The organism is Halomonas sp. EF61, assembly GCF_040147045.1.
Taxonomy (GTDB): Bacteria; Pseudomonadota; Gammaproteobacteria; order Pseudomonadales; family Halomonadaceae; genus Halomonas; species Halomonas litopenaei.
Map to the genome: position 1 here is coordinate 475,910 of NZ_JAMSHM010000002.1, position 22,933 is coordinate 498,842.

The window sequence follows — 22,933 nt, forward strand, 5'->3', positions numbered from 1 at the left end:
CATCACCCTCGCACAGCAGTTGAAAGACAACCCCTAAACTAGCATTTTAGATAGCCACAACACGCCTGCCCCCTGCTTCGACAGGGTTTTTGTTTTCACCTGCAAAGGCTTCGCCCATGCGCTATCAGAAAATAACAAAGGAAATCGCCGGCATCGATCCAGCGGTGTTCATGCCTGCACTCCTCCTCACCCTGCTACTGGCTCTGGTCTTTTCCCTCTGGCCCGAGCAGAGCGGGAGCCTCCTCCATCAGATTCACGCCTTCACCACCAACGAACTTGGCTGGTTCTTCCTGCTGGCCACCATCGGCGCGATCAGCTTCTGCCTGTATCTGGCGATGTCGCGTTACGGCAAGGTGGTTCTGGGAGACCGCGACACTCGTCCAGAATTCTCGACCCTCACCTGGCTGGGCATGATCTTCACCTCGGGCACCGGCGGTAGCCTGCTGTACCTCAGCGCCGCCGAATGGATCTGGATCATGCAGTCGCCTCCCTTCGGCGCCGAGCCCGGTAGTGCAGAGGCGGCACGCTGGGCCAGCGCGTTCGGCATGTTTCACTGGGGCCCCTCGGCATGGGCCTGGTATATCGCCTGCGCGATACCGATCGGCTATGCCATGTACGTCCGCAAGCAACGCAACCTGAAACTCAGTGAACTGACTCGCCCGGTGCTAGGGCGCTGGGCCGATGGCCTGGTCGGTCACGCCATCAACTTTCTGTATATGTTCGGCATCATCGGCGGCGTCATGACGTCGATCGCCCTTGGCACGCCGCTTATTTCGAGCACCTTCGCCTACGCATTTGGCATACAGGCAGGCAACCCGGTACTCGACGTCTTCGTGATATTTCTGTGGACCGCCATTCCGATGATGGCGCTGATCCTCGGCCTGCAGAAAGGCGTCGCTCGCCTGTCCAATTTCAACGTCCGCCTGGATATTGCCTTGCTGGTGGGCGTCCTGGCGTGTGGCCCGCTGTCTTTCACGCTCAACCAATCGGTAGACGGGCTGGGCCTGATGCTCCAGAACTTCGTCTACATGAGCTTCGCCACAGACGTTATTCGCAATACCGGCTTTCCCCAAGCCTGGACGATCTTCTACTTCTCCTGGTGGGTCGTCTACGCCCTGCCTTACGGACTTTTCATCGCCAAGATATCGCGTGGCAGGACCATTCGGGGAATCGTCTTCGCCGGCCTGGTGGCCGGGTCGCTAGGCTGCATGGTGTTCTACATGGTCTTTCCGGCATTCGGCATCCACCTCCAGACCAGCGGCCAACTGGACCTCATCGCGGTGATGAACGAGGCGGGTCGCGGCGAGGTGGTGAAGGCCATGCTCGAGCAACTGCCTGCCGCAGGACTGTTCATCGTGGTGTTCGGCCTGGTAGCCCTGCTGTCCTATGTCAGCGGTCAATGTGCGGTCGGCTATTCACTAGCCTCGGCGACGCAAAAGACCCTGCTTCCCGAGCAGGAGGCGTCACGCTATAACGCGTCGTTCTGGCTGGTGCTGGTCGGGCTGGTCTCCACAGCGCTCTACTTCCTCAATCCAGAAAGCTTGACGCCACTACAGACGATATCGATCCTGACGGGGTTCCCGCTGTGCTTCGTCATCGCCATCGTCGGACGTAGCTTCATGCTGATGCTGAATCGGGATCTGTTCAACGAAACGGCGGTGCGAGATATCGATGGCAAGAAGTATCTAACGCCGACCACCACTGGCATCGATGCACCAGTCAATACCGGCGCAGTATCGCCCGAACTGGACTAAGTCCACGATCGACAGTAAAACACACGGGCTTGGTGTCATTGGCACCTCGCCCGTTGTCACGGCGGAACGGATACGGTCTGAAGAGCAAGAACAGGAGAAGAAGGATGGCCGACGGTGCCGAGTCGATGTCGCAGCAGGCATATACCATCATCAAGGATCGCGTCCTGAAAGGCACCTATGCCCTGGACCAGAAGATCTCGATCAAGGAATTGACCGAGGGCCTCGGGATTGGACGCAGCCCGGTAGGCGAGGCGTTGAAACGCCTGCAGCATGAAGGACTGATCACCATTTCACCCAAGAGCGGCAACAGGATCTGGAACCCCACGCTGACCGAGCTTGAACAGCTCATGGCGTACCGAAAGATGATGGAGATTGGCGCCCTGCACATGTCTCGAGATGTGCTATCCCTCTCAGACAGTCTGTTGACCCTGTGCCATCAGATGGATGAGGCCATCTCGAAAGAAGACTGGCTGAGCTATGAAGCGTTCGATTACCAATACCACATGACCTTGATCGAATCTTCCGGCAATCAATATCTCATCGACTCCTATCGCCTGGTGGCAGACAAGATCCGCCTCGCTCGCAACAACATGACCCGCACCTTCGATCTATCCAACGCTGGGCACTACGATATTGCCAACGCCCTGAAGCGCAACACCTTCCTGGCCGAGCGGGAGCTGGACAAGCACTTGACGGTATCACGGGACCGCTTCACCCGTTTACACACGCCCACCAACACACGAGGCTAAACCGAGCCTGCCAACCCTCCCCACTCACGACGTACCGCCAAGATTCACTCCACGTTTCAAAGGCCTTCCCTGCCCCGCCGGCCGGAAGCTGACGGTGCCGCCCGGTTCTCGAGTAGCTAGCCACCGGGTCAGACGCGTACAATGCGCCCTCCACTTTGGTCGAAGCCCCTTGCCGTGCCGGCCCAAGTCTCTCATTCATGTTCATCCCGCGAGATACTCCGCCGTGCTCTCTACCGCCAACATCACCATGCAGTTTGGCCCCAAGCCGCTGTTTGAAAACGTTTCTGTCAAATTCGGCCAGGGCCACCGCTACGGTCTGATCGGGGCCAACGGCTGTGGCAAGTCGACCCTGATGAAGATCCTCGGGGGCGACCTCGAGCCGACCAGCGGCCAGGTGATGAAGGACGCCACCACTCGCCTGGGCAAGTTGCGCCAGGACCAGTTCGCCTTCGAGGACGAACGTGTCATCGACACCGTCATCATGGGCAACGAAGAACTCTGGAACGTGACCGCTGAGCGCGAGCGCATCTACTCCCAGGCCGAGATGAGCGAAGAAGACGGCATGGCGGTGGCAGACCTCGAAGTCCGCTACGCCGAGCTCGACGGCTACACCGCCGAGGCTCGTGCCGGTGAGCTGCTGCTGGGCCTGGGGATTCCGCTTGAACAGCACGACCAGCCGATGAGTGTGGTGGCACCGGGCTGGAAACTGCGCGTACTGCTGGCCCAGGCGCTGTTCAGCGACCCCGATGTGCTGCTGCTCGATGAGCCGACCAACCACCTGGACATCAACACGATTCGCTGGCTCGAGGACATTCTTCGTGCGCGCTCGTCGACCATGATCATCATCTCCCACGATCGCCACTTCCTGAACAGTGTGTGCACGCACATGGCGGATCTGGACTACGGCGAGCTGCAGCTGTTCCCCGGCAACTATGACGAGTACATGACCGCGGCCACCCAGGCGCGTGAACGTCTGCAGTCCGAAAACGCCAAGAAAAAGGCAGAAATTGCCGAGCTGAAGCAGTTCGTCAGTCGCTTCTCGGCCAATGCCTCCAAGGCCAAGCAGGCGACCTCACGCCAGCGCAGGATCGACAAGATCCAGCTCGACGAGATCAAGCCGTCATCACGGATCAGTCCGTTCATTCGCTTCGAGCAGAACAAGAAGATCCACCGCCAGGCGCTGGAAGTGGAAGCGCTGTCCAAGGCCTGGGACGACAATGTCCTGTTCGAGCGCTTTGGGCTGCGCATCGAAGCCGGAGAGCGGGTCGCCATCATCGGCCCCAACGGCATCGGCAAGACCACCCTGCTCAACTGCCTGGTCGGCGCGATGGAGCCCGACGCCGGTGAGGTCAAATGGACCGACGCCGCCGAAGTGGGCTATTTCGCCCAGGACCACGCGGCGGACTTCGAGGGGGGCGAAACCCTGTTCGAATGGATGCAGCAGTGGACCACCGCCGGTGAGCAGATCGTGCGCGGCGCCCTCGGGCGGATGCTGTTTTCCAATGATGATATCGGCAAGTCGGTGAAGGTGATTTCAGGCGGCGAACAGGGACGCATGCTGTTCGGCAAGCTCTCGCTGCAGAACCCCAACGTGCTGGTGATGGACGAGCCCACCAACCACCTCGACATGGAGTCCATCGAGGCGCTCAACCTGGCGCTCGAGCACTATCCCGGCACCCTGATCTTCGTCAGCCACGATCGCGAGTTCGTCGGCTCACTGGCCACCCGCGTCATCGAGATGAAGGACGATGGCATCGTCGACTTCAGCGGCAGCTACGACGACTACCTGCGTAGCCAGGGCGTGTTCGGATAAGTTACCACTCACACACGCAGGGCAGCACGTGCTGCCCTGCGAGCCGGATTTACCGCCTTCAGCGAGATCACCTCGTGGTCGACCCAATATCGATACCCATCGCAGCGGGCAAGACAATGGCGAGCAGGTATTACGCGCTCGGCGCTCTCGCTTGGGGCTCTCCTCCTGAAACCTGAATGCCTGCCACTTCTCTAGCCCCTGGCAAGCGCCTGGTATTGGCTCCACTGCTTGGGGGACTTTCCATACAGTCGTTTGAACTCTCGACTGAATTGCGAAGCACTTGCGTACCCGACCGCCATTGACGCTTCGCTCACGTTCATTCCCGCAGCAATCTTCATGGCGGCGCTGTTCAGCCGCATCGTTTTCACGAACTGAATGGGTGACATCGTGGTCGCCTGCTTGAATTTTCGATGAAAAACAGCACGACTCATCCCCACATACGAAACGATTTCGTCAATGGTGATAGTTTCATCGAGGCGGGACTGTAAATATTCGATGGCTCTGGCAATCTCGTTGCCGACTCCAAAAGCGAGCCTCGCCGAAGCCCCGGCATCTCCCATCAAAACAGCATAGTACAACTCGCGAAGGCGCCCTTCTCCGAGAACCTCGGTCTGCGTCTTGCTATCACCTAATTGCAACAAGCGTAACAGTGCTTCAGAAAATCCATCATCCCATCGGGCAAGCGATACGCTTTGCGACAAAGAATCCCCACGAGGTTTTTCAGCCCCCGCTGCAGTGCTTTCTACCTGAATAACTATTTCTTTCATCACTTTCGTATTCAGGGAAATAGACACACCCAACAAGGGATCTTCTGGGGAGGCAGCCGGGGTACCTGCCTCGACCGGCAACGAAATGGGGCAACACATGTATTGGCTGCTGTCATACACATATCGCCTGCCATTCACGATGGCTTCCTTGGAACCGCCTACGATCGCGATCACGCTAGGTTCGTAGACGGCAGGAGTACAATGAAGCGCCTCAGTAACACGGAATATCTGAACGCCCGATACCCCCGTTTCCATCACCCCATCTTCGTGAAACTTGCTTTCGACAAGCGCTTTTATCTTGTGCCTGCTCATTCGACAAAACTCGAATAACTTAGTGGAAGAAAACTATCAACCAAAAGAGACAAAGTCAACGAAGTGATACGAATAGGCATGTTTTAGAGATTATCTGGTCTACATTCACGCATGGCCGAGAGTTATCATTGGCACCACAAACTTCAGACACTGTTTGACTAGTCGGTCTGGCTAGAATTGGAGACACGAAAATGTGTACAAAAAAATCCCTAGCGAAGGGCTGGACACCAGATCAACTCGAGTCCCTGCAGGGAAACACCTATGTGATTACTGGAGCCAACTCAGGTACGGGCTTTCAGGCGGCGCGCATTCTGGTGTCCAAAGGCGCCGGGGTGGTGATGATGAATCGTAGTGTCGAAAAATCGGAAGCAGCGATAGCAGCACTGAAACAAGAATTCGGTAGAGAGGTACAAGCAACGTTCGTTCGACTGGATCTTGCTTCGCTTGACTCGGTGCGTAAAGCATCGGCAGAAGTACTGGCAACGCTCCCCCGAATTGATGCCCTTATCTGCAACGGTGCTATTGCACAGGTCGCCAGGCAGGAATTTACTCAGGATGGTTTTGAAAGTCATCTCGGCGTAAACCACTACGGCCATTTCCTTCTTTGTGGACTGCTCTACCAGCGAATCGATGATTCGAACGGGCGCATAGTCGTAGTTGGCAGTGAAGGCTACAAGATGGGCTTAAAAACCATCCAGTTCGATGATATGAACTGGAACAAGAATTACCACCCAAACAGCACTTACTGCCATAGCAAGCTAGCTCAGATGATATTTGCTTACGAGTTACAGAGAAGAACAACAGAGGCAGGGAAAAACATAAAAGTATATGTGTGCCATCCTGGTGCATCCCGGACTTCCCTGATAAACGAAAAGGCCAATGTGGCGTCACGTTTGATCTTTTCGTTGATGGCAAAATCACCGATGGTGCAAACAGCGGAAAGAGGCGCCTACCCGGAAGTGATGTGTGCCACCACTAAAAACCTCGAACAGCAAGCTTATTATGGTCCTTCCGGCTTATTTAACTGGATAGGGCCAGTCGGAAAATGTGAGATCAAACCATTTGTCTGGGACAGGGCCGTCGCCGAGAAATTATGGGCAGTCTCAGAAAAAGAAACATCTATCGGATGGCAAATATAAAAATCTCGACAAGACGAAAAAACCAGAAAAAACAAGAGAGCAAAAGCAATGCATATCATGACCCTTCCGATCGCGACGGTTCTATTCCTTGCGCCAACCATGGGGGCCAGCGATACGCTACACTTTGGCATCGGCATCGCAAATTACAACAACGAACAGCTACACTACTCGGACAAGGCATTTTACGAAAACTTCAGTGCAGAGCTTGGCGCCCACACAGACTTTGACGACTCATTCATGCTTCATCTGAATGCGCACCTGTACACATCACCCAAGGACCTGCTAGCACGTATAACTCCCATCTTCTACGCCGGCGCAGGGATCATGTTGCTCAAAGGACAAGAAGACTACGGCTTCGAGAACAAGAGCAACAATACCAACGAACGCTGGGGAGTCAGGCTTCCCATCGGCATTGAGCTGATGACGCCGATCGATATTTCGGTCTTCTCGGAGGTCGTCCCGAGCTACGTATTTTCCCCGGATGAAGAGTATGAAAGCATCTTCACATCGGGAATACGCTACTACGTGTACTGACACCCTTGCCATGGCGAGTATTCAACCGGAGAGAAAGCACTCACCTTGCATGGAAGGCCATGCGTCCCTCTGCTCCAAGCAGGACGCCCCCTGCCGACGCACCGGCAGGGAGGCCTGGCCCTTTGTCAGCTCAGGTGATCTGACCCAGGAAGTTCTGTAGCCGTTCGTTCTGCGGGTTGGTGAAGAACCCGGTCGGTTCGTTGATCTCGACGATCTTGCCCGCGTCCATGAAGACGATACGATCGGCCACGGCCTTGGCAAATTCCATTTCATGGGTCACGCACATCATCGTCATGCCCTCCCCGGCCAGATCGATCATCGTATCCAGTACCTCCTTCACCATCTCCGGATCGAGCGCAGAGGTCGGCTCGTCAAACAGCATGATCCGTGGCTTCATGCACAGAGCCCGAGCGATGGCCACGCGCTGTTGCTGCCCACCGGAGAGCTGCGCCGGATACTTGTCGGCCTGCTCGGGGATCTTGACTCGTTCGAGGTAGTGACGAGCGGTCTTCTCGGCTTCGGCACGACTGACCTTCTTGGTCTTCATCGGTGACAGGATGCAGTTCTCCAGCACCGTCATATGAGGAAACAGATTAAAGCTCTGAAACACCATGCCGACGTCTTCGCGTACCTTGGCAACGTTCTTGCCTCCCGCGGTAAGCTCGATCCCGTCGACGACGATCGTGCCCGAATGTATCTCTTCGAGCTGGTTGATGGTGCGGATCAGGGTGGACTTCCCTGACCCGGATGGGCCGCAGATGACGATACGCTCACCCGACTCGACGGACAGGTTGACGTCAGTCAGGGCGGCAAACTCGCCGTAGTACTTCACGACATCCTGCATCACGACAGCTTGTGCAGACATTGGCAGTCCCCAATTATTGGCTTACTTGTTCAGGTAATCCGGAAGCGGCTCACCCAGCCACTCCTGGTGGATGTCGTTCAGGGTGCCATCGGACTTGATCTGGGCGAGGTAGCTGTTGATCTGCTCCAGCAGCTCGTCGGAGCCAGGCGCCACGCTGATACCCTGGAGCTGGTTGGACAGATCGAGCTTCTTCTCGAAACGACCACCGGTGACGGCGATCACTTCTCCCATCACTACGTTGGAGGCGCCTAGAAGGTCGACCTGGCCCGACATCAGCGCCTGTACTGCACCGGCACCATCATCGAAGCGACGGATTTCCGTGCCCTCCGGGGCCGCTTCGACGACGCCCTTCTCCTGGGTGGAGCCCCGGGCTACGCCTACGATGTAGTCGGCCAGGTCCGCTTTCGATTCGACTTCCTTGGACGCATCGCCGTACACGGCAATACTGATGGCCGCGTAAGGGTCAGAGAAATCCACCTTTTCAGAACGAGCCGGTGTAATGCCAAGGGACGCCACAAGAACGTCGACCTGGCCAGACAGCAGGTAAGGGATACGGTTAGGCCCTGTCACCGGCACGATCTGCAAATCGACGCCGAGGCTTTCCGCCAGTTCGGTTGCCACGGCGGCATCATAGCCATCGGGATTGCCTGATGTATCGAGCACACCGAAGGGGGGGAAATCGACCAGCATGCCGACACGTAGCTTGCCGGACTCCTGGATGTCGGTGAGTTCAGCAGCGACGGCGGATGCTTGTGTCCCGACGGCCATGAGGGTCAAGGCGGTGCTGGCGACAAGATGTTTTATTTTTATCATCTTTTTATGCTCCTTAGGGGATTATCGAACGGTTGAGAGTCTCATCCGCGCTTCGAGTCGCTTGGCGAACATCGACAGCGGACAACACAACAGAAAATAGAAAATGGCAATCGTGCCGAAGACCAGAATCGGCGAGAACGTGGCGTTGTTGACGATCTGTCCGGCGCGGGTCAACTCGGTGAAGCCGATGATCGAGGCGAGCGAGGTGCCCTTGATCAGCTGTACCGAAAAACCGACGGTGGCGGGCGTGGCGATCTTGATCGCCTGGGGCAGGATGATATGACGCATCCGGTTGACGTAGCTGAGCGCAAGGGCCTTCGACGCTTCGGTCTGCCCACCCGGCACGGCCTCGATGGCGCCTCGCCAGATTTCACCAAGGAAGGCGCTGGCATGCAGGGTGAGGCCCACCGCGGCAGCGGTGAGGGGGCTGACCGGAAAGCTGGACACCGAGAAACCGAAATAGATCAGGAAGAGTTGCATGAGCAGCGGAGTGCCCCGGAACAACTGGATATACAAGGCTGCAGCAGTGCTCACCATCTTGTAGCCGGAGGTACGCATGGCGGCGATCAGCAAGCCCCCAATCGCGCCGCATCCAAAGGCGATAAGCGACAGCAAGAGCGTCCAGCGCACGGCGGAGGCCATGAAAAGTATGTCGGCGGTCGAGAATTCACGAATCATGGCGTCAGCTCACAGGGTAGGTGAAGAGTTTGCGACGGATGAGCGCGAATACGCCCGAGAAGCCCAGCGCCATCGCCAGGTAGGCGGCGGTCAGCACCAGATAGACCTCAAAGCTTGCGAAGGTCGCAGCGTTGATGTCGGCGCCGACAGAAGCGAGGTCGCTTGCCGAGATGACCGAGACCACACTCGACATCAGCATCAGATAGATGAACTGGCTGGTCAGCGAGGGATATATCGTGCGAAGCGCAGGCTTGATGACCACATGGCGAAAGATGTTGAACGGGCTGAGTGCCAACGCCCGCCCCGCTTCGATCTGGCCGCGCGGAATCGCTTCGATACCGGATCGTACGATCTCGGTGCCGTATGCGCCAACGTTGATCGTCAGCGCCATTAGCGCCGCGGTGTTCGGGGAAAGCGTGATGCCAGCCGCCGGCAGGCCAAAGAAGATGAAATAGATCTGTACGATGAAGGGCGTGTTGCGGATGACCTCGACATAGGACGCCACGATCATTCGCAAGGGTCGAACATGTGACGTGCGGGCGACGGCACCGAGAATCGAGATCCCCAGCCCGAACACCATCGCGGTGGCCGATAGCCGAATGGTCAGCAGTGCACCGACGAGCAGCGCATCCCAGCTCGCGAAGACTGGCTGAAAATTGAAATCGTACATGTTTGTCCTCCTTGTTGTTTATATCGTTCTAAATTGCACCTTACACAATGTCAAGGTAGGAGGCCGGTTCACGCCAAGGGCCATCGCTGCCGGCACCTTCGTCAAGCAATCCGTTAGCGTTGTCGAATATGAACCTACAGCACTGTTAAACATGGTTATTTCTGGCGTATTAGAGAACTTCTTCGACGCCGGAACAGCAGGAAACTCGCCGGGCGCCAGGCTTGATATCAATAGTCGTAGAAGCCTAGATCTCAGGCCTCCTGGCGCTTGGGTCGGCGATACCGCAGCAAGCGCCGACAAGGGGAGACTACCGGGAGGGCGAAGGAGGATCGCACCACCACTCGCCGGTAGCACCGAGCCGCTCCAGCGAGAGTGATTTAGACGAAAAATAGCAAGCAGAAACAGCGAAGTAGCCTGTAAGCACTACCGTCGACTGTCCACTACAGGGCGAAGGTACTACCGCGAACCACCAGGGAGGGAACGGTAAGAACACGCTCGAAAGGCGCATCCGGCTTGCCCAGACGGCGCGCTAAAAGAGTGGATGCGCTCGATCCGGTGTTGCCGGGATTCGTTGCCACCGTCGTCAACTGCGGATACGCCATCCGCGCCACGGGCAGATCGCCAAAGCCGATGATGGCATGCGTCTCGCCTGGTACTGCGCCGCTCTGGCGTAGCCCCTGCATCACCCCAGCAGCGACGATATCGTTGAAGCAGATGATGCCGGTGGCGTCAGCGGCTTCGTCCTTGATGCGGCCCCCCGCCTCGATGGCGCCGTCGAGCGAGAACTCGGTCTCGATGATGGTTCCCTCGACTCCGTCGGCCTCGGCCAACCCTTGATGGAAGGCGCCAACCCGCTCGGCCCGCGCCGACGACCTGGACGAAACAGACACAAAAACAATGCGTTGATGTCCAAGGGAGGTCAGATGCCGAACGGCGCTAAGCATTCCGCTGGCGTTGTCGGTCCCGGCATAGTCAGACTCGGTCGGAGAGACCGCGCGCATGGCCTGGATCACCGGAATGCCCCAGTTGGCGATGCGTGAAAGCAGCTCCGGTGGGGTGCCTACGGCCGGACACAGGATGATGCCATCGACCGAATGCTCCCGGAACCTCTGCAGGATATCCTCCTGACGCTCCGTGTCGTCATAGCTGTTGGCCAACAGGATGACCCGATCTTCGTCGGCCATGGTCCGCTCGGCGCCCGCCAGGAAATCAATGAAAAACGGATTAATCAGGTTTGGAACGATCAGCCCCACCGTACCGCTGCTGTTGCTGCGCAGTCGAGCGGCCGCACGATCAGCGACATAATCCATATCTTTCATGGTCTTGGTGATCAGCTCGCGAGTCGCATCCGACACCAGTGGCGAATTTCGCGCGACAAGCGAAACGGTCGCCCGAGACACACCGGCCGCCTTGGCCACCATCTCCATCGTCACTTTCTTACGCATCGGACCTCCTTTTTCTCAATCATGCCGCTGTCCTGCCGCAAATACTAGCTCACTTAACACCTAGTTAGATCGTTCTATTTACGTCTATCCAAATCTCGCTCTACAGTCATCCATCACGCATGCGAGGAGAACAATATGGATAAGCAACCCAACGTGATAATGATCCTGGCCGACGACATGGGCTTCTGGAGCCTGGGAACGCGCGGCAATCAGGAAGTCCAGACCCCCCATATCGACGCTCTGGCGCGTAGCGGAGTGGATTTCGTCAACTGCTACTGTGTTTCTCCGGTGTGCTCCCCTGCCCGCGCCTCGCTACTCACCGGACGCATCCCGTCGCAGCACGGTGTGCTCGACTGGATCCGCCAGGGCTCCGAGGACAAGAATGGCGACAGGTCCGTCGAATACCTGCAAGGCATGCTGGGATTCAGTGACGTGCTTCATGACAACGGCTACGACTGCGCCTTGATCGGCAAGTGGCATCTGGGTGACAGCGCACATCCCCAGAAAGGATTCACCCACTGGATCACCATGCCGAAAGGCTCCGACAGCTATTACGGCGCCAGAATGTACCGCAACGGCGTCGAAGAGATAGTCCCGGGTTATCTTACGGACTTCCTGGCCGACGAGGCGACCCACTATCTCGAGTCCCGTGCCGGAGAAGACCGTCCCTTCTTCCTGTCCTTGAATTTTTCCGCTCCCCACCGGCCCTGGCACAAGTCACAGCATCCACGCGAGGTCTGGAGCCAGTACGACGATTGTGAGTTTTCCACCTTCCCTCGCCAGCCGCGCCATCCCGATCAGATCAACAACGGCGTCTATCCCCAGGAAGACGTCAACGAGATGATCCAGGGCTACTGCACCTCACTGACCGCAGCCGACGCGGCGATCGGACGGGTCCTGGCCAGGCTCGAGGATCTCGGTCTCACCGAAGATACTCTGGTCATCTTCACCAGCGACAACGGCATGAGCCTTGGCCACCACGGCATCTACGGCAAAGGCAACGCGACCTACCCGCAGAATATGTACGACCAGGCGGTTCGCGTGCCCTTCATCATGGCCCAGCCCGGCAAGATCACACCAAGAGCCTCGACGGCACTCGTCAGTCACTACGATTTCTGCCCGACCTTGCTCGAGTACCTCGGCATCGATGCGAAGGTCGGCGACAATCTGCCTGGAAGGTCATTTCTGCCCATCCTGACGGGGCCAGATGACACGCAAGACCGGGATGTCGTGGTGTTCGACGAATATGGACCCGTGCGAATGCTCCGCGACAGCCGTTGGAAGTTTATCTGGCGCGTGGGTGACTGGCCCAACGAACTCTACGACATGACCGAGGATCCGGACGAACTCAACGACCTCATCCACTCCCCCGAGCATGCCGATATCGCGGCAGAGCTGGAGCAGCGCATGGTTGCGTGGTTCGAGCAGTACGTCGACCCGGCCAGAGATGGCACCAAACAGCCGGTATTCGGCCGCGGTCAGATTGCCCGCGTCGATGCCAACGATACCGATGGCGCACCCTTCGCCGATGATTGGTTCTACCAGAGCAGCGGTGGCGAGGATTCCGGGCCGACACTCTAACCACTGGCTGAAACACCAGGGCACCAGGGCGAATCACTCACTCGGTGCTTGGCCATCGGGCCGAAACTGGGTGACAACGGCGGTCAGGCTCACGCAACCGGTTCAGCCTGATTGCCGCTTCAGCCAGACAAGGGAACGACACCACCATCTGTTGGCTCATTGAGTCCGCTGTCATGGTGGAGCGCCTCACGTCTTTGGATCGATGGCATTGCATGGCGCGCCCCCTTGGCGATCGACCCCGCCCGCAATGCGAGGACACGCAGTCATCCCGACACGAAGCTCACTGGGAGATTCTGGCAGTTCGTCGGCGGGCACAGCCAGGAAATAAAACGTAGTGTGAAACCGCTTCATCGACCCACGGTCCCCGACATCAATTCCCCAGTTCGACAAAAAGCTCCCTATCTCGGTGAGAAAAGGAGCCCATTGCCATATCGAAACATATATTCGAATCGACTAGAAAGTATTTCCATCAAAAGTCGATCACATCAAAAGTCACTATTTCCTATGTACTACCCTTCGACCTTCTTTACATGAAAGGGATCAAAGAAAGGCGCGGCGACGAGTATCTTGTTCTCCTGGCTGACCAGGTACCCCGCCTCGGCGCTTTTCGCGAGATATTCTTTCCACTCCGGGTCTGCCTGTAGCTTCTGGCGCTTGGCTGCGCGGTCGGCCGCATCCTCGTACATCCACACATGAACATAGGAGTTGACATCACCCGTTTCAACCGCCCCATAAACAACGGGATAACCCAGGTGTTTACTCTGTACCTTCCACCCGTGGTCTTCATAGAGCTTCATGTGTTTCTTGATGGTACCCGGGCGGCAGGTGTATGTTCTTAGATCGTAGATCATCTTACTTCTCCTTCATCATGGTAGAAAATGGCGCTTTAACGTCCGCGATCGATTCAAACAGATCACGCAATGAGTAAATCATCATCAATGTTCCCGAGATGGGGATAGCGGCATAGAAAAGCCCCGTCGGAAGGTTCAGTACAGGCGTTACTGCACTGCTCCGTGCCGTCAGCTCCCATCCGTACCACGTCATGGCGAGCATGAACCCAAGGGATAGAAATGCCAGAAAGGCCCTGAGCAAAGGGGCCGCACGCTTTTGCCCTATCACCTGCTCGAGCCAATCTACTCTGAAGTGTGCCCGCTCTCGCCATAAGGCAGCGGAGCCCATGAATACCATCCAGGAAAACAAGCCCCTTACCACCTCATCCAGCCATGCGAAGCTCGCAAGTTGAAAGCTGCGCGCAATGACGCTTGAAAACAGCAGGATGAACAACGCTGCCAAACAGAACGAGGCAATCGCGCGCAGGAGTTGGCCCACCACTCGATCAAGTTTATTCATGAGTTCATCACCAGATCAGGCAGCCATGTCGATATCGCTGGAATCATGACGACGGCCATCAACACCACGAAAAGACCAATCAAGTAAGGCGTCAAGGCACGCGACAAGCGGCCGACGCTGATTTTGGCAATCGACGATGTTGCAAAGAGAACCATACCCACGGGAGGCGTCAGCAAACCGACCATTGAACACATGATCATGATCACGCCGAAATGCACCGGATCAACGCCAATCTGTGTTACGACAGGAAGAAACAAAGGCACGGTTAGTACGATGACCGCGATACCTTCCAGAAACATCCCCAGGACCAGCAAGATAGCAACGATAATAGCCATTATTATTGCTGGACTCTCGGAGAAGGAAAGCATGGTCTCCACCAACTGATTGGGAATGCGTTGGTGTATCAACAGCCAGCCAAAGAAGCCGGCGGCAGCAATAACGAACATGACCCGTACCGTATGGACCAGTGTTTCCCAGATTATCTCGGGAAGGTCGGCTACCTTCACTTCACGATAGACAACCATTGATAAAAACATGGCATAGGCACTGGCCATGACCCCCGCCCCGGTCGGTGTAAACACGCCACCAAATATCCCCGCAATAATGATCACCGGCGTCAGCAACGATAGAAGTGCAGACAGGAAACTACGGCCGATTTCGGCCCAATCGACATGGTCCCGTCGGGACATCTTGTGGCGCAAGGCGTGAACGTAAACCGCCAGCATCAAGGCCAGCGCCATCAGGACACCTGGCACAACGCCTGCAAGAAAAAGCTGGGCTACCGACACCCCAGTGATCGATGAATACAAGACGAAGGGGATGGATGGCGGAAACACTGGCCCTATGGTGGATGAGGCCGCCGTGATTGCCGCAGAAAAGTCCGGATCGTAGTCTCGATCCGCCATCGCTTTGAGCTCAACCTGCCCAAGCCCGGCCGCATCCGCCACAGCGGCACCAGACATGCCGGAAAAGAAGAGTGACGCCAGAACGTTTACCTGCCCAAGTCCACCACGAATATGTCCGACACACGCATCGGCGAAACGAAAGATCCGGTGAGTAATCCCTCCCGTGTTCATGAGATTACCGGCCAGGATGAAAAACGGTATCGCTAGAAGCGTAAAACCGGTGGTTGCCGAAAACATTCGTTGCGGCAACATCGCCAGAATATCAAAGTCCCCCTGCAGGGAATAAAAACCAACGGAAATCAGACCCAGCGCAGCAGCAACCGAAAGCCCGATACCAATCAAAGAGACAAGAGCTCCAAGGATGACGAATGTCAGCATATAGCACACCCCATACGGATTGGAGCGCAGTCCAGCGCTCCAATCCGTGCCGTAGAGATTAATCCAGGAAGCTCAGGAATGTTTGCATGTTTTCCTGACCGACATACTCTGAAACGCGATCTCTGGCCGGCCCCATCAGCTCAACAAACATCGCCGAGTCGGGATCCGTCACTTGCATGCCTCGCTCCTTGAGGGCAGCAATATCTTTCTCCTCTTGTGCGATGACGGCGTCCCGCATCATCGTCGAGGCGGCGACACTTTCCTCACGGACAATGGACTGCTGATCTTCGGAAAGAGAATCCCAGGTGTCCTTATTGACCACGTGGACCATGGAGTTGTAGACATGGCGTGTCAGAGCCAGATGGTCCTGCAACTCGTCAAAGTTGAAGTGGTAGATAACGCTGATGGGATTTTCCTGCCCGTCAACGACCCCTTGATTAAGAGCATTGGGAAGCTCGGGGAAGGCAATCTGCGCGGTTGATGCACCAAGTGCCTCAAGCGCTGCGACGATCTGCAATTCTGGCGGGGTGCGCAACTTCAAGCCGTCCACATCTTCGGGGCTCTCGATCGGCCTGACACTATTGGTGATATTTCTGAACCCGTACTCCCAGTTTGACAGCATGACCAGCCCCTCCTCTTCGAGCTGTGGCGCAACCCACTCAAAGAAGGGACCGTCAAGGACGTTGTGAGCCTCTTCGTAACTGCCGAAGGCGAAGGGAGTCATTACCGTACCAAATGCTTTTACATACTTGTCCAATCCCCCCTGAGTCGGCAAGTTCATATCGACGACACCGAGAACGGTTTGCTCAAGCTGCTCGGGAGGTGAGCCAAGCTCGTTTGCGGGATATAGCTCGACAGATACCGCACCCTCTGTTCTTTCTTCAACATTTTTTGCGAATGCCAACGCCGCCTGATGGGCAGGATGAGATTCTGCAGCAAAATGTGCCATTCGTAACGTAACATCCTGCGCTTCAACCGAGGCTGACAGAATGCAAGCGAGCGTGCCGAAAAGGATTTTATTATAATACATAGTACAATCTTCCTCTCATTATAGCTATCAGTGCTGTTTCATTACATCAGTGAGCGCCTACTCCTTCAGGCAAGCTTCGATGCCAGAAAGCTCTTCATATGCCTTGATCACGGCTGTGCAACCTTCGTTACCGTGCCCCATTATCGAAGCGAGGGCATAGGTGTTGTGCACCGACTGCGCCATGAAAGCCGGAAGACCTGCCTGTTCCAACCACTCGGCATAATAACGAACGTCTTTCTGAGCATTTTCCAACGACATGTGTGGCGTAAAATCACGCTGGAGCGTCAGGTTGCCATAAAGGTCCATCATCCCCGACTTGCCACCAGCCGCCGAGATAATCCCGATGACCTTTGACATATCGAGCCCCTCTTTCGCGGCAAGGGCAAAGCCTTCGCACCAGGACGCCACATTGGCGAAGGCAATGTAGTTATGGATCAACTTCAAGCGTGTCGCGTGTCCGGCGGGACCCACATGAAAAATGTTTTCTGCATAAGCACCGAAGACGGGGCGCAGTCGCTCCAGCAGTGCCTCATCGCCACCAAACAAGACGTTGACCTCACCACGTTCAGCATGAGCGGGAGTGCGGGTCATTGGGGCTTCTGCGTATTGAACAGAGGCCTGCTCACACGCTTTGCGCATCAGCTCGACATGCTCGACCGAGACCGTCGTGTGGTCCAGAAAGATGGCATCCTTAGGCAACTTGGCCAAGGCGCCATCGGGTCCGAGGGCGAGCGCCTGGACCGCTTCTGCGGTGGTGATACAGACGGCAAGAATATCGGACTCTGAGGCGATCTCGCCGACCGAGCCTCCTTTTACCGCGCCTTCATTGACCGCTCTGGCGACCCTTTCCGGATCCAGATCGTAGACCGTAACCCTGTGGCCCTTGAGGCAGAGATTCTTGACGAGCCCTCTCCCCATGCCACCCAGACCGACAAACCCGATACGTTGCCCTGCCATTACCTTCTCCTTGTTGCTCTTGTGTTCTGTGGACCTCAAGCTAGTTCAAGCCTGTTTGTCTGACAACTGTTTTTAGTGCTACCTTTGTCGCACTAGCCCCTTGCAGGTCGCATGGCCTACGCTTCAACGACGCGTCGCGGCTTGAGCTGTTCAGACGATCAGGAAGACATCCCAATGCAGGATTTTGAAATCTATGGGCGTATTGATCGCCCTCGCCGGCTACCTGATGAGGTCGCGGTAGCCCTGACCAAGGCGATCGAAGGAGGCCAGCTTCAGCCTGGCGACCGCCTTCCCACCGAGGCGGTACTTTCCAAGAAATTTGGCGTTGCGCGCACGGTGATCCGCGAGGCGATTTCGCTTCTCAAGTACGATGGCGTCGTCGACTCTCGACGTGGCGTCGGCACTTTTATTACGGAAACCACCAATCGTTCGGCGTTTCGCATCAGCCCGGGATGTTTCGAAAAACGCAAGCAGATCATAAAGTTGCTTCAGCTTAGAGCAGAGGTGCAGGCAGGGGCCTCGGCGCTTGCCGCTGGAACACGCACGGCTGAGCAAATGCAGGCTTTAGAAGATCTCTTTGCAGAAATCGAGCGACTTGACGCACTCGGTCCAGATGGAGCGCTTGAGCAAAGAGTCGACACCGAGCTCGAATTCTATCGGCGCATTACCGAAGCTTCTGACAATGAATATTATGTCGAGGTTATCGGCATGATTGAGGGGAATATACAGAGCAACCTGCGCTCGGCCTTTCTGAAGAATGCAGCGGCTTCTGAATTCGGCCCTTCCATTCTGGATGAACACCGCGCGGTGAGAGATGCACTGGCAATACAAGACGCATCGCTAGCTCGCAGCGCGACACGCCTACGCTTCGAACGCGCGGCTGAGCGTCTGGCAGCTCGCGAAGACTTTCTATAAGAACAAGGGTCTAGATTTATGAGTGAACAACCGTCACGTCATGGTGGAAAAGTTCTCGTCGAAGCCCTCGAGGCACAAGGGGTGGAGCGGGTATTTTGTGTGCCTGGAGAAAGCTACCTGGCCGCTCTTGATGGGCTTTTCGATTCCGGCGTGGACACCATCGTGACGCGACACGAAGGCGGGGCCTCGCTGATGGCCGAAGCCGATGGGAAACTTACCGGGCGTCCTGGCATCGCTTTCGTCACGCGGGGCCCCGGCGCCACCAACGCTTCCTGTGGCGTACATGTCGCCTACCAGGACTCGACGCCCATGATTCTCTTCATTGGGCAGGTGGCGAGCGATCAGCGCGACAGAGAAGCTTTCCAGGAAGTCGACTACCGGGCCATGTTCAATCCATTGGCAAAATGGGTCGCGGAAATTGATCGCGTCGACCGGATTCCTGAGTACGTAAGCCACGCCTTCCATGTCGCTCAAAGCGGCCGTCCGGGTCCTGTTGTGCTCGCACTTCCCGAGGACATCCTCTCATCAGACTACACTGGCGCCCCGGCTGTACCGGCTGCCACGCTACCTTCGGGCAAGGCGGCTGAGAGCGATGTCGGCGCCATTGTCGACATGCTGGCGAAGGCCGAACGCCCGTTGGTTATCGTCGGCGGTGGGCCCTGGTCCCAGAAAGCCGCCAATGCGCTCGGACGATTTGCCGACAAGGCCGCGCTACCGGTGGGAGCCTCTTTTCGCTGCCAGGACTATCTCGACAACCGACATTCACACTATGTTGGCGACGTTGGTATCGGCATCAACCCCAAGCTCGCGGAACGCGTCAAGAATGCCGATGTCATTCTCTCACTCGGTGCTCGACTGGGTGAAATGACGACCAGCGGTTACACCTTGCTGACGCCTCCCCTGCCGCGACAGACCCTCATACACGTCCACGCAGACGCTGCGGAAATTGGTCGTGTCTATCGACCGGCCCTCGGCGTCGTCGCGAACGCTGCCGAGCTCGTCTGTCAGCTGGCCGATGCAGCAAGGTCGCCGGAGTCACCGCGTGATCAATGGATCACCGGCGCGCGCTCGGACTACGAGGAGTGGCAGCAACTACAGCAGAGCCCCGGTGACCTGAAGATGGAACAAGTCATCTCTCACCTCAACGAGGCGCTCGGTGAGGATGCCATCCTGACAAATGGTGCCGGGAACTACTCCGCGTGGCTTCATCGCTACTATCGCTATCGCAACTGGCCCACCCAGCTTGCCCCCACCAGTGGCTCAATGGGCTACGGCTTGCCGGCAGCGATCGCCGCCAAATTGCGCCACCCCGAGCGAGACGTGGTCTGCCTGGCAGGGGATGGCTGCTTTCAGATGGTGATGCAAGAGTTTGGTGTTGCCTGTCAGTACGGCGCAAATGTCATCGTTCTGGTGTCCAACAACGGCATGTACGGCACCATTCGCATGCATCAGGAACGAAAGTATCCGGACCGCCCCTCGGGAACACGAATGCACAATCCCGACTTCGCTGCATTCGCCAGAAGTTACGGGGGCTTTGGCGCAACCGTGACAAGCGATAGCGAATTTCCAGCCGCACTGCAGGCAGCCAGAGAGGCAGGGGTTCCCGCGATCCTAGACTTGAAGGTAGACCCACACGCCCTGTCGCCCAAGCTGACCCTGGCCCGTCCATGAAGGCAGTAGCCAAGAGATACCCGCACGGACAGGAAGCTGCCCTGCCATCGCCAGGGTAGGCTTGATTCACCCCGACACCCCTGCCGGGCCGCAGCAGCATCTCAGTATCAAGCTGCACTTAATAGGAACCAGCTGCTCGCGCAGAAAGCTGCGCTCGCGGCCCGGGATCGGCTAGCTTGATGGCATCTGATGCACAACTTGGGCTATGGCAATGCGGCGAGCGAGGATGGTATTTCACAGACCTTTCACTGGTAAGTGATCCACCGCCAAGGCGAAAAGCTCGCCACACGTATTTCGATAGCCGGTGATCTTGCGGTACGGGCAATACGCACCATCAGGCCGGTTTGACGCGCCTTTCCACACCACCGCGGGGTGAGATCAGCCCCCTCGTCAGGCCTCTCTGCGCAGGGCGTAGACGTAGGCCTCGACCCTACCGCCATCATCGAGGCTGACGGTGACCGGGGTACGTTGGTACTCGGGCCCCTCAAACTCGTCCAGGGCCGCCCAGTGTTCCGGTAGTGCGTCGGACACGAAGACGTGGCCTCGGATATCGTCGCCGGCGTCTTCCAGCACCAGGCCAGGGAAGCCCATCTCGGCGCCCCAACCCGCCTGGCGCAGGCGGCCCTTGATGCTGCCCGGTTGCCAATGGCCGCCGATGGCCTGCATGACGTGTTCGTTGGGTCCGCCCGGCCCCAAGGTCCCGTAGATAAACAGGTGTGCCAAAACGCACCTCCCTCTCAATAGTTAAACGGCTAATTTTGTCGGCGATACTCCGGATCGGGCAACCCTGTAAAGACGATGACATGCCACAACACTCCTCAGGGAGGACTGCCCCCTGCAAGCAGGAGTTAGCATCGAACCGGGAAGGTACAGCGGCAAAGGTTGAATCCTCCAGCATTTCAGACACCCGTTTGGCACTGCATGAAACGCCGCCGGCACCCCACCGTAAATCGACGTCCCACGGCCGCATCCGATTCGTAGAACGTTCACAGGCAGAGATAGTAACCGCCCCCCCCCAACCAGGCAGCGTCCTTCGTGACAGTATGCCCGCGTTCCGTCACCCGCTTGCCAGCTTCGGTTTCGATCCAGAAATTCACCGGTGCTCGTGAGATCTCCTTGATGCCTTCGTCCGGGCTTGGAGGCGTCTTTATAGCCCAGATGACTCAGTCACCCAGGCGTCTTTCGCTCATGAAGATGGGACCTTATCAATCCAACCAGAGCTAGGTACTTAGTCCGAATTTCGGGAAACGCTCCAAGAATTGAAATAGCACAGAAACTTTAGACTTTGGTCTTGGTTATACAGTCCGATATTGACGGATGTCAATCGCACACCTAGGTTCCCTCAGGCAAAACAAGTTCTAACAAGAGAAACACAACCGCTTGAGGTATTACCATGAGAACAGCTCGACGTCTCCTCATCGCTGCATCGTTCACTGCAGCAGGCTTCCCCCAAGCCCATGCTTTTGAACCGGAAGGAAAGGTAGAGTGCCTGGCACCTGCTGATCCTGGCGGTGGCTGGGATTTCACTTGCCGGAGTGTCGGCAACGTGATGGAAGATCTGGATCTGGTGCCCCGCAGCGTACAGACGGTCAATATGCCAGGGGCTAGCGGTGGCGTGGCCTACGCCCACGTCGTCAGCAAGCGTGAGGGCGACGACCAACTGCTGGTTGCCGCTTCTACCGCCACGACTACCCGCCTGGCACAGGGACAGTTCCGGGGGCTCGATGTCGAGATGGTCAACTGGATCGGTGCTCTAGGGGCAGACTACGGCGTCATCGCGGTGGCCGACGACGCGCCTTACCAGTCCCTGCAGGATTTGGTGGATGCGTTGCAGAACGATCCACAGGCAGTCACGTTCGCTGGTGGCAGTTCGAAGGGTGGCTGGGACCACCTCAAGGTGTTGATGATGGCCCAGGAAGCCGATATCTCGGACCTGCCACATATCAAGTACCTCTCCTATACCGGCGGCGGGGAGGCCATGACCCAAGTGGTCGGCGGGCATGTCGATGCTTTCACCGGCGACATCTCCGAGGCTCAGGGCTTCCTGGAATCCGGTGACCTGAGGGTCCTGGCGGTGCTGTCCGACGAGCGCCTGCCGGGCGAATTCAGCGACCTTCCTACCGCTAAGGAACAGGGCATCGATGTGGTTGGCCCCAACTGGCGCGGCTTTTACATGCCTGCAGGCATCTCCGACGAAGCCGAGCAGTACTGGATTGACGCCATGGACAGCCTGTACGCGAGTGAGGAATGGAAAACGGTCATGCGGCAGAACGGTTTGATGCCGTTCCACATGAGTGCTGGCGAGTTCGAAACCTTCGTCAAGGAACAGATCGACGACATCGAGACCCTCTCCAAGGATATCGGGCTGATTCCGCAATGACCTTCAATGACCGCACCTTCGGGGCGCTGTTGATCACCCTGGCCGTCGCGTACGGCTGGGGCGCCACCCAGTTACCCGAACCGTTCGGCGGGGCCGAGGCCGTCGGCCCCGAGACCTTTCCCCACCTGCTGGCCGCAGTACTGGCAGTATCCAGCCTCTACCTGATCGTGCGCCCCGACCCGGATAACACCTAGCCCTGGGGACGTACCGGCGTCGAACTGCTGATC

The 22,933-nt window shown here is 57.1% G+C and carries 22 protein-coding genes; 10 read left to right on the forward strand and 12 right to left on the reverse strand.

Going from position 1 to position 22,933, the window contains the following annotated elements; translation table 11 throughout:
* Nucleotides 1–170: 170 nt before the first annotated feature.
* From NFI08_RS11025 to NFI08_RS11035, 3 genes are all read left to right on the forward strand, one after another.
* The gene (locus NFI08_RS11025) at nt 171–1,754 is read left to right on the forward strand and encodes a BCCT family transporter (RefSeq protein ID WP_349589356.1); all 1,584 of its coding nucleotides are present in this window, start codon (nt 171–173) and stop codon (nt 1,752–1,754) included.
* A gap of 104 nt (nt 1,755–1,858) precedes the next feature.
* Entirely contained in the window at nt 1,859–2,503 is a 645-nt protein-coding gene (locus tag NFI08_RS11030) for a GntR family transcriptional regulator (RefSeq protein ID WP_213228402.1), read from the forward strand.
* 223 nt (nt 2,504–2,726) lie between these two features.
* Nucleotides 2,727–4,316: an ABC-F family ATPase gene (locus tag NFI08_RS11035; protein ID WP_349589359.1), complete on the forward strand. Its 1,590-nt coding sequence runs from the start codon at nt 2,727–2,729 to the stop codon at nt 4,314–4,316.
* A 191-nt stretch (nt 4,317–4,507) separates the two neighbouring features.
* Here the strand turns inward: NFI08_RS11035 and NFI08_RS11040 are convergent, their stop codons facing one another.
* Complete coding sequence (locus tag NFI08_RS11040; protein WP_349589362.1) at nt 4,508–5,395, reverse strand: AraC family transcriptional regulator; 888 nt, start codon at nt 5,393–5,395, stop codon at nt 4,508–4,510.
* Nucleotides 5,396–5,658: 263 nt separating this feature from the next.
* Between NFI08_RS11040 and NFI08_RS11045 the strand changes: the two genes are divergently transcribed.
* The gene (locus NFI08_RS11045; RefSeq protein WP_286984835.1) at nt 5,659–6,534 is read left to right on the forward strand and encodes an SDR family oxidoreductase; all 876 of its coding nucleotides are present in this window, start codon (nt 5,659–5,661) and stop codon (nt 6,532–6,534) included.
* Between the two features lie 48 nt (nt 6,535–6,582).
* Nucleotides 6,583–7,068 (forward strand): hypothetical protein, encoded by a 486-nt coding sequence (locus tag NFI08_RS11050; RefSeq protein ID WP_286984834.1) that lies wholly within the window; start codon nt 6,583–6,585, stop codon nt 7,066–7,068.
* Between the two features lie 130 nt (nt 7,069–7,198).
* Here NFI08_RS11050 and NFI08_RS11055 read toward each other — a convergent pair whose 3' ends face one another.
* From NFI08_RS11055 to NFI08_RS11075, 5 genes are all read right to left on the reverse strand, one after another.
* Nucleotides 7,199–7,933: an amino acid ABC transporter ATP-binding protein gene (locus tag NFI08_RS11055; RefSeq protein ID WP_124802358.1), complete on the reverse strand. Its 735-nt coding sequence runs from the start codon at nt 7,931–7,933 to the stop codon at nt 7,199–7,201.
* A 21-nt stretch (nt 7,934–7,954) separates the two neighbouring features.
* Nucleotides 7,955–8,701, reverse strand: a complete 747-nt coding sequence (locus NFI08_RS11060) for a transporter substrate-binding domain-containing protein (protein WP_221621126.1) — start codon at nt 8,699–8,701, stop codon at nt 7,955–7,957.
* A 66-nt stretch (nt 8,702–8,767) separates the two neighbouring features.
* Nucleotides 8,768–9,424: an amino acid ABC transporter permease gene (locus NFI08_RS11065; RefSeq protein WP_124802362.1), complete on the reverse strand. Its 657-nt coding sequence runs from the start codon at nt 9,422–9,424 to the stop codon at nt 8,768–8,770.
* A 4-nt stretch (nt 9,425–9,428) separates the two neighbouring features.
* The gene (locus NFI08_RS11070) at nt 9,429–10,094 is read right to left on the reverse strand and encodes an amino acid ABC transporter permease (RefSeq protein WP_253028971.1); all 666 of its coding nucleotides are present in this window, start codon (nt 10,092–10,094) and stop codon (nt 9,429–9,431) included.
* 440 nt (nt 10,095–10,534) lie between these two features.
* The gene (locus tag NFI08_RS11075; protein ID WP_286984833.1) at nt 10,535–11,539 is read right to left on the reverse strand and encodes a LacI family DNA-binding transcriptional regulator; all 1,005 of its coding nucleotides are present in this window, start codon (nt 11,537–11,539) and stop codon (nt 10,535–10,537) included.
* A gap of 135 nt (nt 11,540–11,674) precedes the next feature.
* Between NFI08_RS11075 and NFI08_RS11080 the strand changes: the two genes are divergently transcribed.
* Nucleotides 11,675–13,120 carry a sulfatase family protein gene (locus NFI08_RS11080; protein ID WP_253028973.1) on the forward strand — a complete coding sequence of 482 codons (1,446 nt, stop codon included), beginning with the start codon at nt 11,675–11,677 and terminating at the stop codon, nt 13,118–13,120.
* A gap of 509 nt (nt 13,121–13,629) precedes the next feature.
* On the opposite strand, the gene NFI08_RS11085 is transcribed toward NFI08_RS11080, so the two are convergent.
* From NFI08_RS11085 to NFI08_RS11105, 5 genes are read right to left on the reverse strand one after another with little or no spacing between them, the layout of a single operon-like run.
* Nucleotides 13,630–13,971 (reverse strand): NIPSNAP family protein, encoded by a 342-nt coding sequence (locus NFI08_RS11085; RefSeq protein WP_124802370.1) that lies wholly within the window; start codon nt 13,969–13,971, stop codon nt 13,630–13,632.
* Between the two features lies 1 nt (nt 13,972).
* Complete coding sequence (locus NFI08_RS11090; protein ID WP_253028975.1) at nt 13,973–14,470, reverse strand: TRAP transporter small permease; 498 nt, start codon at nt 14,468–14,470, stop codon at nt 13,973–13,975.
* Nucleotides 14,467–15,753, reverse strand: a complete 1,287-nt coding sequence (locus tag NFI08_RS11095) for a TRAP transporter large permease (RefSeq protein WP_349589371.1) — start codon at nt 15,751–15,753, stop codon at nt 14,467–14,469. Before NFI08_RS11095 ends, NFI08_RS11090 begins: the two co-directional genes overlap by 4 nt.
* Before the next feature lie 58 nt (nt 15,754–15,811).
* The gene (locus NFI08_RS11100; RefSeq protein ID WP_124802376.1) at nt 15,812–16,783 is read right to left on the reverse strand and encodes a TRAP transporter substrate-binding protein; all 972 of its coding nucleotides are present in this window, start codon (nt 16,781–16,783) and stop codon (nt 15,812–15,814) included.
* A gap of 57 nt (nt 16,784–16,840) precedes the next feature.
* Nucleotides 16,841–17,779, reverse strand: a complete 939-nt coding sequence (locus NFI08_RS11105) for an NAD(P)-dependent oxidoreductase (protein ID WP_348827784.1) — start codon at nt 17,777–17,779, stop codon at nt 16,841–16,843.
* 135 nt (nt 17,780–17,914) lie between these two features.
* Here NFI08_RS11105 and NFI08_RS11110 point away from each other — a divergent pair, with 135 nt between their 5' ends.
* Together NFI08_RS11110 and NFI08_RS11115 are read left to right on the forward strand one after the other, a co-directional pair.
* On the forward strand, nt 17,915–18,655 hold the full coding sequence (locus tag NFI08_RS11110; protein ID WP_348827783.1) for a FadR/GntR family transcriptional regulator: 741 nt from the start codon (nt 17,915–17,917) through the stop codon (nt 18,653–18,655).
* Between the two features lie 18 nt (nt 18,656–18,673).
* Complete coding sequence (locus tag NFI08_RS11115; RefSeq protein ID WP_348827782.1) at nt 18,674–20,326, forward strand: thiamine pyrophosphate-binding protein; 1,653 nt, start codon at nt 18,674–18,676, stop codon at nt 20,324–20,326.
* A gap of 390 nt (nt 20,327–20,716) precedes the next feature.
* Here the strand turns inward: NFI08_RS11115 and NFI08_RS11120 are convergent, their stop codons facing one another.
* Nucleotides 20,717–21,049 carry a gamma-glutamylcyclotransferase family protein gene (locus NFI08_RS11120; RefSeq protein WP_349589378.1) on the reverse strand — a complete coding sequence of 111 codons (333 nt, stop codon included), beginning with the start codon at nt 21,047–21,049 and terminating at the stop codon, nt 20,717–20,719.
* A 670-nt stretch (nt 21,050–21,719) separates the two neighbouring features.
* Here NFI08_RS11120 and NFI08_RS11125 point away from each other — a divergent pair.
* A complete protein-coding gene (locus NFI08_RS11125) occupies nt 21,720–22,706 on the forward strand; it encodes a Bug family tripartite tricarboxylate transporter substrate binding protein (RefSeq protein WP_349589381.1) in 987 nt (328 codons plus the stop codon).
* Nucleotides 22,703–22,900: a tripartite tricarboxylate transporter TctB family protein gene (locus NFI08_RS22880; protein ID WP_502881069.1), complete on the forward strand. Its 198-nt coding sequence runs from the start codon at nt 22,703–22,705 to the stop codon at nt 22,898–22,900. Before NFI08_RS11125 ends, NFI08_RS22880 begins: the two co-directional genes overlap by 4 nt.
* The last annotated feature ends 33 nt before the right edge of the window (nt 22,901–22,933 follow it).

Coding starts and splice junctions, on each gene's coding strand:
- NFI08_RS11025 (WP_349589356.1), top strand. CDS start 171: ATGCCTGCACTCCTCCTCACCCTGCTACTGGCTCTGGTCTTTTCCCTC.
- NFI08_RS11030 (WP_213228402.1), top strand. CDS start 1,859: ATGGCCGACGGTGCCGAGTCGATGTCGCAGCAGGCATATACCATCATC.
- NFI08_RS11040 (WP_349589362.1), bottom strand. CDS start 5,395: ATGAGCAGGCACAAGATAAAAGCGCTTGTCGAAAGCAAGTTTCACGAA.
- NFI08_RS11050 (WP_286984834.1), top strand. CDS start 6,583: ATGCATATCATGACCCTTCCGATCGCGACGGTTCTATTCCTTGCGCCA.
- NFI08_RS11055 (WP_124802358.1), bottom strand. CDS start 7,933: ATGTCTGCACAAGCTGTCGTGATGCAGGATGTCGTGAAGTACTACGGC.
- NFI08_RS11060 (WP_221621126.1), bottom strand. CDS start 8,701: ATGGCCGTCGGGACACAAGCATCCGCCGTCGCTGCTGAACTCACCGAC.
- NFI08_RS11065 (WP_124802362.1), bottom strand. CDS start 9,424: ATGATTCGTGAATTCTCGACCGCCGACATACTTTTCATGGCCTCCGCC.
- NFI08_RS11070 (WP_253028971.1), bottom strand. CDS start 10,094: ATGTACGATTTCAATTTTCAGCCAGTCTTCGCGAGCTGGGATGCGCTG.
- NFI08_RS11075 (WP_286984833.1), bottom strand. CDS start 11,539: ATGCGTAAGAAAGTGACGATGGAGATGGTGGCCAAGGCGGCCGGTGTG.
- NFI08_RS11080 (WP_253028973.1), top strand. CDS start 11,675: ATGGATAAGCAACCCAACGTGATAATGATCCTGGCCGACGACATGGGC.
- NFI08_RS11085 (WP_124802370.1), bottom strand. CDS start 13,971: ATGATCTACGATCTAAGAACATACACCTGCCGCCCGGGTACCATCAAG.
- NFI08_RS11090 (WP_253028975.1), bottom strand. CDS start 14,470: ATGAATAAACTTGATCGAGTGGTGGGCCAACTCCTGCGCGCGATTGCC.
- NFI08_RS11095 (WP_349589371.1), bottom strand. CDS start 15,753: ATGCTGACATTCGTCATCCTTGGAGCTCTTGTCTCTTTGATTGGTATC.
- NFI08_RS11100 (WP_124802376.1), bottom strand. CDS start 16,783: ATGTATTATAATAAAATCCTTTTCGGCACGCTCGCTTGCATTCTGTCA.
- NFI08_RS11110 (WP_348827783.1), top strand. CDS start 17,915: ATGCAGGATTTTGAAATCTATGGGCGTATTGATCGCCCTCGCCGGCTA.
- NFI08_RS11115 (WP_348827782.1), top strand. CDS start 18,674: ATGAGTGAACAACCGTCACGTCATGGTGGAAAAGTTCTCGTCGAAGCC.
- NFI08_RS11125 (WP_349589381.1), top strand. CDS start 21,720: ATGAGAACAGCTCGACGTCTCCTCATCGCTGCATCGTTCACTGCAGCA.
- NFI08_RS22880 (WP_502881069.1), top strand. CDS start 22,703: ATGACCTTCAATGACCGCACCTTCGGGGCGCTGTTGATCACCCTGGCC.